Raw genomic sequence first — 12,714 nt, forward strand, 5'->3', positions numbered from 1 at the left:
GTAAGTTCCGGCCAAGAGACTGGCTGGCTTACTACGTGCGCGTGGTGGATAAGGAGATACGCGCATGAGTAAAATTTATGCTGACTGGAATATAGCTCTCCACACAGAATGCCCTAACTGTGAAAATTATTTTGACCTAATCGAACAAGATGACGATTTTTGGGTTGACGGCGGAAGGGCTGCGGTTTGCGAACACGACACACCACGCACTAAAGATGTTGCTGTGGAGTGCCCGGAATGCGGCCATGAATTCAAAGTGGATTTTTGCAACTAACCGATCCCCACACTAACCCCTCCATCTATCTACTGAGGTAATCTGGCGAATATCCACAGGTTCGATTCCCGTCAGGTTCGATTCCCATCGGAGAAACACTTATGCAACATCACCTGCAGCCAGACTCACTGGTTGACCTGAAATTCATCATGGCCGATACTGGATTCGGAAAGACATTCATCTATGACCGCATCAAAGATGGCACCCTGCCGAAAAGTAAGCTGATCCATGGCCGCGCCCGCTGGCTATACCGTGACCACTGCGAATTCAAAAACAAGCTCCTGAATTGCCTTAATGGGTAAATGCGCGGGTAAAAACAAATACACTTCTGAAATACCCCTTCCCAATCAACCCCCTGCACTACTGATTCGATGTATGCAGGGGACACCATTTCTCGATTCCATCCCCTCTATCGTGGTTCGCATAAACGCTTAAAAGTCGGGTTCAACTTAAGACACTCTTTCGCGATGGTTCGTTGGCAACCACGCGCCATAACAGATAAAAATAGTCGTACTTAAGTTATTGATTAGCAGAATCAATAATCGCTTACGACATTCACACTGTTAGTTATATTGTTTAATTTTGGAATTAAAAACCCTAAAGATGCTTATTTTTTTCATAAAAACTCTTCTGACTTAAGCTGATAAACATATATATATCACCTCTATTTCAACACATAATAAACACCATGCCCTGATAAGGATTAAGATATATAGGGAAAAATATTTTTATTGGTTTCAGCAATGTTATCATCAGAAATTTAACTTCCCGCAGCATCCTGAGAATTTATTAATTATCGGCAAAAATCTATTTCAATCTATCGACTCAATGATTATAAACTAACAGCAAGGAAGCCACCCTAAATAACAAGAAACTGGCTCCTAATAGATTAATAAAACAAAATAAAATAATTATGACTTATTAGCCGTAAAAAAATCACGCATTGCACATAATCAAATTAGGATAACTTTTTAAGGATTCCATGATGAATGTTCAGAATATAGCAGTATGTGGATTAGGATATGTTGGCCTTCCTGTTGCTGTAGCACTTGCTCAACATTTTAATGTGATGGGTTTTGACGTAGACACCGAGCGGATAAGTCATTTACGGGACTTTAATGATTGGACTGGGGAAGTTAGTCGAGAAATACTCGCTCACTCAACACTTCAACTCACTGATAATATAGAAGATATTAAAGGTTTCGATTTTTTTATCGTCGCAGTACCAACCCCAATAGATGAACGCTGCGCGCCAGATTTTACCATGTTGAAAGAGGCGAGTCGTTTGATAGGCTCGGTGCTGACACAAGGAAGTACGGTTGTTTTTGAGTCGACAGTATATCCGGGTGCCACGGAGGAAATCTGTGCTCCTGAACTGGAAAAAAGTTCGGGGCTTCGTTGTGGTATTCATTTCAAAATTGGCTACAGCCCTGAGCGAATTAATCCAGGTGATACTGAACACCCGTTCGAAAAAATTATAAAGGTGGTAGCAGGCCAGGATGAGGATACGCTGGAGCGAATCGCCAGCGTCTATGAAACCGTGGTCGAAGCTGGCGTTTTTCGCGCTTCATCAATCAAAGTAGCTGAAGCTGCAAAAGTTTTAGAAAATACCCAGCGCGATATTAATATAGCCTTGATGAATGAAATATCTAAGATTTGCGCACTGATAAAAATAAATACTTCTGACGTGCTAAAGGCTGCGGGTACGAAGTGGAACTTCATGCATTTCACACCAGGTTTAGTGGGGGGGCACTGTATTGGCGTAGACCCTTACTATCTGACATCTAAGGCTCAGCAATATGGCTATCATCCCGAAGTCATCCTGGCAGGACGACATATTAACGACAGCATGGCTGAGCACGTTGCCTCCAGACTGGTCCAAATTTTGGCCTGTAGCAAGCGGCTCGCATCGTCAACTCGTGTCGGTATTGTTGGCATCACGTTTAAGGAAAATGTGCCAGATATTCGCAACTCGAAAGTCATCGATCTTTATAGAGAGTTAGGACGTTATGGCGTCAATTCACTGGTAAGCGACCCTCTTGCCGACCCAATTCAGACGGAGCGCGCATACGGGATGACTTTAGTTGACCCTTCGTTACTGATAGACCTCGACATGCTGATACTCGCCGTTCCCCATACCCAGTCGGTGAAACTCATTTATCGAAGGCTCGATCAAATGGTGGCGAAAGGTGGCGTGTTATGCGACCTCCGTTCAGTACTGGAACCGTCCCGGTTACGTTCAGACATTCTTCACTGGACGCTGTAATACCTGGTTCAACATGGAGTAATCATCCTATGACTTCCCTGAGTATCTGTCCGATAGGAACCTGTCGTATCCATCAGCCTTTGCGTATCTGCACACAGCACTATCCAATAGCGCTCGAGCAGGGGCGTAACTATGGTTATATCCATACCAGCACCGAAGCACTGCAGCAGTTACATTTTATGAAAGGAGAAAAAAAATTTTCCGATGATATAAAACCACTTATTTTCCGACCAGGTACATCTGCCAGTTTTGTCTTAACCCCTCACCATCAAGCAGATATCTATATGGTGGAGATTTCATCAAACAAGCTGCATTACATCGATGATCAACCGATTCAGTGTAATTATACCTATCGCTATTTCAGTGATTTCTTTGCCAACAGTGAGCGCACAAAGTTGTTCTGGTCAATGGCGGGAGATGATCAGATCAACGCCCGACGTAAAGTCCTTGAGGAAATGCCGGTGTTTCAGCGCCTGTCGTCGGACGATCGTGAACTTCTTGCCCGCATCCAAAGGCGAAATCTTGCTGACGATGAGATTGCACGCGATATGGAAGAAATCACACAAATCATCGGCCGCGATAAGCTGGTGTTTGTCACACATGTTAACGCTTGTACCGCAGACAGTGCGGTCATTAATCGGCGAAGCGCACTGATCAAGTTGGTGCGTGAGAAGGGTAAGCACCTGGACGTCGCCTGCTATGACCCAACACCGTTAATGCGCCGGCTCGGGCAGATCAACGCCATTGCCAATGACGGGCTGGATTTAGCGCACTATACCGATCTGTTTAATGAGCGGCTGGGTGAAGACTGGTACAAAATTTTTGTCTTGCCGCGACTCGATGCCTCGACTTTTCATGATGTGCCCTCACCCGAAGAGAGCCAGCTTGCCGAAATCGAGGCTCTATGGAACGCCGGAAAGCACCTTAGTGCCTCACGACAATTACATGAGGCTTTGCGTAATCAATTCGACTCACGTCGTCACCGTATTCTGCTCGGGCGCATGCAGTATGAACTGGGCGACTTTGAGAATGCCATCCGTAATCTGCAGTCGGCCAAAGAGCAGGGCGACACCAATGATGAAAAAAACGATCTGATGCTAATGCGGGCCTATTTCAGAATAGGTCAATATCGCGAGGCCCGTTTGTGCGCGCAAGCGTTGCTGTCAGATGAAACCGTCACGCTGGAAATTATGCATGTCTGTGCAGTTTCGGCAACGCATCTTAGCGAGCATACTGCTGCGCTAGGTGAGTGGAAGCAGCTGTTTCGCCTGAGCGATGACAAAGCCGAAGCTGCTCAGGCAGTGTTGAGCCTGCTGGAAACGATGGCAGATAAAGATGCTGTGCTTGACTGGGTAGAAAAAGTGCTTGAGGTACTGCCAACGCATGGTCCCTGTTTTGTTGTGTTGTGGAACCAACGGCTGGCAGATGCAGATCGGGCGGGCCTGCTCGAACTTGCATCCCGACCCGTCGTTTTGAGCGAACAGGAGGCCTTCAATCTGACATGCCGCACTGCTGAACAGGGTTTTGCCCTGCCGGCAGCGTTACTCGTCGTAGCGCATGCACTACCTGAGAGCCATGACCCTGGGGTAACGACATGGATCAAAAATCAAGCTGGCAAATGGTTGCAGGAGGGTATGAGCCAGCTTGATGAAGGGGAGCTGCTAAAAGCTGCGGATAATATTCAGGCACGAGCCTGTCTGCCTGCAATCAACAATACGCTCAGACGTGCACGGCGTTCACTGGAACAGAAGATGCGCGTTGATATACGCCGTGCCTTCCAGCAAAAACGTTATGAAGAGGTCATGGAGATCTCACTTATCGCTAGCCAGACTCTGACAAGTTTTCCCGAACTTAATAGTTTCACGGGCCGGGCGGCATATGCGCAGGGAGACATCACAACAGCGTTGCTTTACTTGAGACGGGCCGCCAGCGAAGAAGACGCGACCGTCGTGGCGAAGGTTTTATTGGCGCGTACTGCCGCACGCAGTGGAGAACATATCGAAGAAGCCATTGACACCTACCAGGAATTGCTAGGAAGTCATCCGACGGAGGCATGGGTCAGCGATGAAGCAAAGCGGCACATTCCCCGGTTGGAGAGTCGCCTGACGCGCGTGGCGCGTGAGATGTTGACGCAAGGCGAATATGACAAAGCATGGGAGCTACTCAAACGCGCTGAAAATGTTGATGCGAATAACCCGGCGGTCTCACGGGAGAAAAAACGCGTAATTTCGGCACTCTATTCCAGACTTAAGTCCCTGGCTCCTGACAATGTCTCTGAGCGACTGATGATTGGCGAAACGATCCTGCGTTTTGCCCCCGATGATACGGTAGGACTTAAAGCCGCAGCTACGGCGGCAATGCGAACCCATCGATTTACCGAAGCCCTGCACTACTGGTCTTTATTACGGACGCACTCTGAAAAACCAGAATTGATCGATGCCAATATCAATAAATGTCATTTGTGGATTGACCGTGCGCAGCGCAAAAAACAGCCTGATACTTTTATGCCAACGGTTTCCATTTTTCCTGCTTTCGATAGCCCATGTTCCCACGCTGAGTTGGTAATGGATCAACCACTATGAATGAATCGAACAAATTAGTTTCGGATCTGCATATTGCGCCGCTCCACGAGCTTGAAAATACGCGTGCTCGTCTGGCAGAAATACTTAAGCTTTGCCTTACAAGTGATACCGCGCATCGTCATCTGGAAGAGGCTGAAAATCTGGCGAACAGGTATCGTAATGACACTAAGGTACAAGCGTTTTGGCTGCAAATCAGGGAGCGAACGGGAGACAGCGCAGGTTTGAGCGAGCAATGGGCTGCGCTTTTGCTCAATTGCCCACAGGATCCTGCTCTTTTACGTCTCTATGTCCGTTACCTGATGAAGGCGCAGCGTAAAGGGGAAATCCCCGCGCTGATTGACCAACATCTGCCAGAAAATATGGAAGATATGCACTCTGCCCTGGCACGCGCAGGGATAATGGTGGATGCCCATCTGTACGACAGGTCAGATACCCTGTTTCTTAAACTGATTGACCGCTATGATCATCCGACCATACGGGTACGATTCGCCAAAAATTTGCACAAGCGCGGTTTGTTGTATGAAGCGATTGAGGTGCTCGCTCCAGTCGCTGAGGGTCAGGATCCGGATAGCCCGATCGGAGACTTCAATATTCGGCTCATGGATGACTACGACTTTTTCTGTCGGCTTGAGCCCAGCGGCAGTATTGTCGGGCAGCACATCTCAATGCTGTCACTGAAGCATGCATTGCTCCATTTCCGTTATCGGGAAATTGTCGCAGGGAAGGCGCAACCATCACGCATCGCCTTGATCACAGGAAGCCTCGGACCCGGGGGAGCCGAACGCCAGTTGGCCAGACTGGCCTGCTGCCTGACGTCTCCCCGCCAACTGCAAGAAGGGGCAGAATACCCGCTTCAACATCCACTTCTCATCAATGTCATCGTCAAGCGCTATACCGCAACGGTTGCTGAAACGAACACACATAAGCAGCTAGATTTTTTTCTCCATGACCTCCTTGACGCTGGAATCAAAGTGACAGAGATAAACAATCTGCCAGTGAATAACCTGTTCGCTTTAACAAACGGCGATCCTGATTTTCTCAGACTACTGGAGCATCTCCCGGCTCAAGTGCGCTATGGCTTAACACGTCTGTATCCGTATCTTCTTGAAAATCGTTTTGATGTTGCCAGCCTGTGGCAGGACGGAACCTGTTTCTTTGGCGCGCTGGCTGCGTTACTGGCTGGCGTGCCCGTCATTCATCTGGTGTTTCGCGGCCTGCCGCCTAATCTGCGTGGCGCACGCTACAAACCTGAATATCGTTTACTGTACCAGGCGCTGGCTGAAATTCCGGGGGTCTGTTTTATCAGTAACAGCAAAGTGATTGCCCGGGAATATGCTCAGTGGCTGGATTTGCCTATCGAACGTTTCCATATTCTTTATAACGGTGTGCCAGTGCCAGCCATCGGCGCTCCGGGCAAAGAGGAAAGCAAATGGCAGGAATTTTCGCAACATACCAAGGGTGCCACCGAAACCATCGGCGGAGTATTCCGTCATGAACCCGATAAGCAGCCACACATATGGGTCAGGCTGGCACATCACTATTTGCAGCGCCGCCCAAATGCACGCTTTGTCATGGTGGGCGATGGCCGATTACTGGAAAGCACACGCAATTTAGTGAACGAACTGGGGATCCACCAGCATGTGCTGCTGGTGGGATTATCCCGACACGTCGGATTCTGGTATTCGAAAATGGACGTAAAGGTACTCCTTTCACTGTATGAAGGATTACCCAATGTGCTCATCGAGGCGCAGCTGTTGGGGGTGTTAACAGTGTCAACACCTGCAGGCGGCTCTGGCGAATGCTTTATTGATGGCGTAACCGGACACCTGCTCTCCCGCGCAGAGAATCCCGATCTTGATGAAGCCTGCGACAAAATTTCATTGCTGGTGGATAGCCTTCACTCCAGTAAAGAGGTGCGCGAGATGGCAATTACACGCGCACGTAAGCTGTTTGCTGTCAACGCAATGCGCGATACGTTCATCGATTTATGTCGATCTTCAGTCATGCATAACGAACTGACTACGGTATAGACATCTCTACGTTTAGCTGAGGTTACGCTTATTCATTTCAGGATGATGTTTTAGAAGAAAAAAGATGCGTTTAAGGGAGGATGGTGTGAGGAAGATACGCTTTATGGAGAGACTGATGCTGTTACTCCTGGCCTGCACGACACTACAGGGATGTGGCTTACCACGCGGTGGCCCCCTGCTCAGCGAAATAGAAAAGTCGTACAACCAGGGAGGTATCCAACTGCTACCCGTGACGCCATCACTCGCAACAGCCAGCCGAGATGCACAACATGCCAGCTTTCCCGAAAGCTTTCTCACTGCGACGGAAACCGACCTCACCCGTTTGGCCCCGGGAGACAGTGTCAATGTCATCCTCTGGGAAAGAGACGGCCTGCAACTGTTTATGCCGGACACTGGCGGCAGGGCCGATCTGGGAGAACTGGTCCTTGACCACGAGGGGGCAATCTATCTGCCCTATGTGGGAAAAATTCCGGCGAAAGGACTCACCATCGCACAATTACGCGATGCCATCATGAGACATCTACACGGCATCGTGAATGCTTCCGCTGTGAACGTACAGGCAGGGTCACGGAGTAGCCAGATGGTAATCGCACAGGGCGATTTATCTAAATCTGGCGCATATCCGCTCAATCAGGCAACCCGCAGATTGAGCGGGTTACTTGCACAGGCCGCACCGGATCAGCGTAATCCTGAACAAATGGCAATCACGGTGCAACGTTCCGGGGAGTCGGCTTCTGTTCGTTTGGCCGATATCTATCGTAATCCAGCTCAGAATATTGCGTTACAGCCAGGGGATGTTGTCGTTGCGCATAACGTGACTCAATATTTCACTGTATTGGGCGCTGCCAACGGGCAAAAACGTCTCAGGCTGAGTAAACGTAATTATAGCGTTGCCGATGCCCTTGGTGATGCCAGTGGCCTGAACGACAGCCAGGCCAACCCTGGTGCTGTTTTCCTGATGCACACACCTGATGCAGATAGCTTTGCTTCAGGAACGGAAGCGCAGCCAGTTGTCTATCAATTTGATTTTACACGGCCGGAGCAGCTGGTCCTTGCCAGCCACTTCGTGGTGCACGAAGGTGACCAGATTTACATTTCGGACGCACCATTTACTCAAGTACAAAAAGTACTTTCTGCCTTCAGCTCAACGCTGGGTTCCGTTCGCTCTGTCACGGGCATAGAGCAATGAGAGCGGATATTCATCATGAGAAGTTAACACAACCAGCCGCGGTGTCTGCTGATAGCGACCTTGATTTATTGCGTCAGCAGGTAGATGCCGCCACGAGCCTGGCGCTGGAACCGCTTGAAGTTTCATTGGCGACATTCCTCAGCTCACTGGCGCGTCTACCACATGCCACGATCGGTCAACGACGCGCAATCTACGAGGCGATCCAGACCGGGCAGAAAAGTGGCCTCACCCGTATTGGCGCTGAGGATGCGCTGGTGAATGTTCGTTACCGCCAGCTTCGCATGATCATGCGCTATCTCGAACAGGATATCCGGGCTGGCGTTGACGTGCTGGCTGAGGGTTTTCATTCAACAGATCTTGAGCGAGATTACCAGCGGCTGGAGGCAGGCTATGCCATGAGGGTTGCACAGCAAAAGAGTCGGGCTGCGCGTGCAGCGAAGTCCAACGCATCTGCGGCTGAGTTACTCACCCCTCAAGAGGCCGAGCAGTGTTCGTCACTGGGGATACGCATGAATCGCATTCATGCCGCTCAACAGCTACGGCCGCTGGAACGTGGTGCTTCGTGGCCAACCACACTGATACCTTTAATCTGTTTTCTTCTGCATGTTATTCGCAATGAAAGTCGGGTGGCGTTACTGTGGGCGATGCTTGCACCTGCCTTACTGCTTGGCTTGATTTCAACCCCCTATTTCCTGACAGGCGTTCGCTATATTTTGGGTATGGATGTCGCGACATTCGCACTGTTGGGTGCGATTACGTGGATTATGGTTCGGCAGATCGTCTTTCGCAGCAGTACCCACTATGTCGCATCGCGCGTATTAGTTCATTTGAGTGTCATCACGCCACTGCTGTGTTCTCTGGCTTATGCGCTGATCCAGCTCGGTATCTATCTGGTGGTATATCTGGTGCTGCTGCCTGCCGGGGCTTATCTGAACCTTATCACTCCCCCCGACCAGTGGATGATGGTTCTTTTTTATGTGCTGATGATGGCGTTGGGGGCAACCGCAATCGGTATCCTGTTTGGCAGCATCGCCTCAATCTGGCCCTATTTCCTGCGTTTCTCTGCGGTTATCGAGCGTTTCCTCCAGGTGTTCTCCAGTGTTTTTCTTGTTTCAGAACAGTTACCTGAAACATATCGGAGATATTTTTTGTGGTCGCCATTTGCGCACGGCATGCAGTTAATGCGGCAGGCTTATTTCGAGAACTACACATCACAAGATGCAAGCCTTAACTATTTTTTTATCATGCTGGTGATCCTGGTCGCCATTAGCTTGCTCGCTGAACGTCTGTTGCGCTGCAATGTGCAGCCAATGTGAGGACCCATGATCCATCTGACTGGTGTGACCGACTGTCCGCGAGTATTTGGCGAAAGAAAACTGCTGCTATCGAATGTTGATCTGGTGCTTGCGCCCGGCCGCTATGCGTTGCTTTCAAGCAAGCCTGAATGTCATCGTCCGCTGTTAGACGTGCTAGCCGGAATTCGCCCCCCACAGCGCGGGCTGGTACAGCATCGCGGTCTGGTTTCATGGCCGATGGGCCGCCAGGGCTTCATCCGTGGTAAAGGCTCAGGCCTGAAAATGGTGCGGCTTGTCTGCAACCTTTATGGCCTGGATGTGCACTCTTCGATCGACTGGTTAGCCGACTTGATGACACACCCTGAGTATCTGTCCAGGCCAATGGCTGACTGGCCGCTGTTTATGCGACAGGAATTTTCTTTTGCATTAGCTCTGATACCCGATTTCGATATCTACCTGGTTGATGGAGCAATGCCATTTCAGCCTTGCCGTTTTACAAGATTATGGCGAGCGCTGTTTGAGAAGCGGCTGGCAAACCGCACGTTGATACTTTCCACATATCGTCATTCGCAGATGACGGACTATTGTACGAAGGCAATGATCTATGAGCGAAATGGACTCCGCATCGAAGAAAACCTCACAGATTGCATCGGGAAATTCCCTGCAAGGCAAAACAGCAGCGACGCCTCTGCACAGTCAATCGACGTATCCCACTTCAGCTCCTCTGCAGGAGACCCCTTCATATATTGAGACCCACTCGCAGGAGGAAGAGACTTATCTACTCCGTCTCCGGGCCGACGCTTTGCGCAAGCTGCGCAGGGAGCGTTGGGTTATCGCAACATTCATTTTACTACCCGTACTGCTGGCAACGCTGTATCTGACGAATTTGGCGACGCCGCGCTACACCGCCGAGTCTAGCTTTTCGGTGCGAGCCAGCGATCGGCAAAGCTATTCCTCACCTGACAACGCCACCAGCCTGATTTCAACGGACGGCAGCGCTGCAAATGGTTTAGTGGACGGTTGGGCTGTTAACAGCTTTCTGAATTCACGCGATGCCATGCATCAGCTTGACAGGAAAATTGGACTGCGTCGACATCTCACCAACACGACGCGCGACCCGGTGAACAGACTGATGCCTGAAGCGGATGACGATGCACTGTATAAAGCCTATCAATCAATGATAAATGTCTCCTACAACATGCTCGAGCAGCTCAACCTGATGAGGATCAGCGCTTTTTCGCCAAACGATGCGCGAATAATTTCGCTTGCTTTGCTGGAGCTAGCCCAGCAATTCGTACACAACATGGATGAAAAAGGCATTGCCGATGCGCTGAAAGTTTCCCAACAAGCAGTCACTCTGGCCGAACAACAGGCCCGGCATGCGAGGGAGAAACTGACGAACTGGCGTATCACAAACGGCAATATCGATCCTACCGCAGATGCGGCAATGCGACTCACGCTGATCGCTCAACTTGAAGGCGAACTCAATACAGCCAGCATCAATCTTTACAAAATTCGTGCACTGGGCAATGCCCATCATCCAATGATGCAGGCAGCAAAAACAGAGGTAGACGCCCGACAAAAGCGGCTGGTCGAAATTCGCCAGCATCTGAGTGGTTTGGGAGATTCCGAAGTCAATCGGATGAAAACCTATGAGGTCCTCAAGAATGCACAGCAGTTTGCGGACGCTAATCTCGTCACCGCACGCCAGAATTATCATCAGTCGTTTATCAGTACGCTGCAGTTGCGCCGCTATCTTAGCATTGTCGTCAACCCTGAGCCTGGCGTTCGCCCTGACAGCCCCAATGCATCCATCATCCTGTCGGAAGCTCTGGTGGTGGGTTTATTACTGGTCTTCATTTATCGGATTGCTGCAGGAGTATCACGCGCATTGCGCTTTAGATGAGCATTGCCATGCTTTTATTCTTCATTCAAAGGATTCTGATATGAAAATAGCGATTAACCAAAATTCTCTGTTGCCCGCCTGGGCACAGCACCCTACCCAGCAGGCATTGTGCGCAAAATTACTTGCACAACGGTGCCACTGGCTAATCACCGGAGCCGCAGGATTTATTGGTTCCAACCTTGTAGAGACGCTGCTGATACTGGGACAGGACGTGCGGGGTTTAGATAATTTCTCAACGGGACACCAGCGTAATCTGGATGAAGTCAGGGATCGCGTGGGGGCAGAACGCTGGCGCCATTTTAGTTTTATTGAAGCCGACATCAGAAACCGCAGCCACTGTAGCAGAGCGGTCAGGCAGATTGATTACGTGTTGCATCAGGCAGCCCTGAGCTCTGCCCCGCGTTCGGTGGATGACCCGGTGACAAGCCACGAGGTGAACATCACAGGTTTCATAAACATACTTGATGCTGCACGGTGTGCACAGGTACGTCGCTTCGTTTATGCCGCATCCAGTTCGACCTATGGTGATGAGCCGAATTTGCCCAAGCGTGAGGATCGCATTGGTCAGCCTCTATCACCTTACGCAGCAACCAAGCTAATTAGCGAAATTTATGCCGGGGTATATGCGCGAACCTACGGTTTTGGCACGACCGGGCTACGCTACTTTAATGTTTTTGGTGCGCGCCAGGACCCGGCCGGCGCCTATGCAGCTGTCATCCCAAGATGGATCTCCGCAATGTTTGACGGGCAAGATGTCGAAATATTTGGTGATGGCGAGACCAGTCGGGACTTTTGTTATATCGGCAATGTCGTGCAAGCCAATCTTCGCGCTGCGTTGCACTTCAGGCCGGGAGCAAGCACGATTTATAATGTCGCTGTTGGCGAGAGAACCACGCTTAACCAACTGTTCGAGATCATCAGCAATAATTTGAAATTGCTGGGCTTTGAGTATGGCCGGCAACCACGCTATAAAGCCCTACGGCCGGGCGACGTGCGCCATTCTCAGGCTGATATTTCTAAAGCTCAGAGCGAACTGAGCTATGTACCTCTTGTGGACCTGCATGCAGGCCTGAGAGAAACCGTGCCCTGGTACGTGCGCTTACTCATTGATAAGCGTATTAAGCATGACTAAGCAAGGAAGGATTGGAGGGGCATGCCGTCGGGTTCAACGC

At 50.1% G+C, this 12,714-nt stretch carries 10 protein-coding genes; all 10 read left to right on the forward strand.

The features are described from left to right. Positions 1–64: 64 nt before the first annotated feature. The 10 genes from QLG07_RS12955 (at position 65) to QLG07_RS13000 (ending at position 12,674) form a co-directional block, all read left to right on the forward strand. A complete protein-coding gene (locus QLG07_RS12955; protein WP_282469384.1) occupies positions 65–274 on the forward strand; it encodes a hypothetical protein in 210 nt (69 codons plus the stop codon). 101 nt (positions 275–375) lie between these two features. Further along, a complete protein-coding gene (locus QLG07_RS12960; protein WP_162475305.1) occupies positions 376–576 on the forward strand; it encodes an excisionase in 201 nt (66 codons plus the stop codon). A gap of 680 nt (positions 577–1,256) precedes the next feature. Further along, positions 1,257–2,540, forward strand: a complete 1,284-nt coding sequence (locus tag QLG07_RS12965; RefSeq protein WP_282469385.1) for a nucleotide sugar dehydrogenase — start codon at positions 1,257–1,259, stop codon at positions 2,538–2,540. A gap of 29 nt (positions 2,541–2,569) precedes the next feature. Beyond that, positions 2,570–5,122, forward strand: coding sequence for a tetratricopeptide repeat protein (locus tag QLG07_RS12970; protein ID WP_282469386.1), 2,553 nt, complete (start codon positions 2,570–2,572; stop codon positions 5,120–5,122). Continuing rightward, positions 5,119–7,152 (forward strand): glycosyltransferase, encoded by a 2,034-nt coding sequence (locus tag QLG07_RS12975; protein WP_282469387.1) that lies wholly within the window; start codon positions 5,119–5,121, stop codon positions 7,150–7,152. The genes QLG07_RS12970 and QLG07_RS12975 overlap by 4 nt, the downstream gene beginning before the upstream one ends. Positions 7,153–7,267: 115 nt before the next feature. Beyond that, a complete protein-coding gene (locus tag QLG07_RS12980; RefSeq protein ID WP_253536830.1) occupies positions 7,268–8,341 on the forward strand; it encodes a polysaccharide biosynthesis/export family protein in 1,074 nt (357 codons plus the stop codon). Beyond that, positions 8,338–9,657 carry a hypothetical protein gene (locus tag QLG07_RS12985; protein ID WP_282469388.1) on the forward strand — a complete coding sequence of 440 codons (1,320 nt, stop codon included), beginning with the start codon at positions 8,338–8,340 and terminating at the stop codon, positions 9,655–9,657. The genes QLG07_RS12980 and QLG07_RS12985 overlap by 4 nt, the downstream gene beginning before the upstream one ends. A gap of 6 nt (positions 9,658–9,663) precedes the next feature. Further along, the gene (locus QLG07_RS12990) at positions 9,664–10,386 is read left to right on the forward strand and encodes a hypothetical protein (protein ID WP_282469389.1); all 723 of its coding nucleotides are present in this window, start codon (positions 9,664–9,666) and stop codon (positions 10,384–10,386) included. Positions 10,387–10,438: 52 nt separating this feature from the next. Next, on the forward strand, positions 10,439–11,542 hold the full coding sequence (locus QLG07_RS12995) for a hypothetical protein (protein WP_282469390.1): 1,104 nt from the start codon (positions 10,439–10,441) through the stop codon (positions 11,540–11,542). Between the two features lie 40 nt (positions 11,543–11,582). Next, positions 11,583–12,674: an SDR family oxidoreductase gene (locus tag QLG07_RS13000; protein WP_282469391.1), complete on the forward strand. Its 1,092-nt coding sequence runs from the start codon at positions 11,583–11,585 to the stop codon at positions 12,672–12,674. Positions 12,675–12,714 lie beyond the last annotated feature (40 nt).

Origin of the sequence: Erwinia sp. V90_4 (genome assembly GCF_029967685.1) — a bacterium.
Lineage (GTDB): Bacteria > Pseudomonadota > Gammaproteobacteria > Enterobacterales > Enterobacteriaceae > Erwinia > Erwinia aphidicola.

Bases quoted from the DNA above. Each gene is read 5' to 3' on its own strand.
- QLG07_RS12965 (WP_282469385.1), top strand. From the start codon at position 1,257: ATGATGAATGTTCAGAATATAGCAGTATGTGGATTAGGATATGTTGGC.
- QLG07_RS12980 (WP_253536830.1), top strand. From the start codon at position 7,268: ATGCTGTTACTCCTGGCCTGCACGACACTACAGGGATGTGGCTTACCA.
- QLG07_RS12990 (WP_282469389.1), top strand. From the start codon at position 9,664: ATGATCCATCTGACTGGTGTGACCGACTGTCCGCGAGTATTTGGCGAA.
- QLG07_RS13000 (WP_282469391.1), top strand. From the start codon at position 11,583: ATGAAAATAGCGATTAACCAAAATTCTCTGTTGCCCGCCTGGGCACAG.
- QLG07_RS12955 (WP_282469384.1), top strand. From the start codon at position 65: ATGAGTAAAATTTATGCTGACTGGAATATAGCTCTCCACACAGAATGC.
- QLG07_RS12970 (WP_282469386.1), top strand. From the start codon at position 2,570: ATGACTTCCCTGAGTATCTGTCCGATAGGAACCTGTCGTATCCATCAG.
- QLG07_RS12985 (WP_282469388.1), top strand. From the start codon at position 8,338: ATGAGAGCGGATATTCATCATGAGAAGTTAACACAACCAGCCGCGGTG.
- QLG07_RS12975 (WP_282469387.1), top strand. From the start codon at position 5,119: ATGAATGAATCGAACAAATTAGTTTCGGATCTGCATATTGCGCCGCTC.
- QLG07_RS12960 (WP_162475305.1), top strand. From the start codon at position 376: ATGCAACATCACCTGCAGCCAGACTCACTGGTTGACCTGAAATTCATC.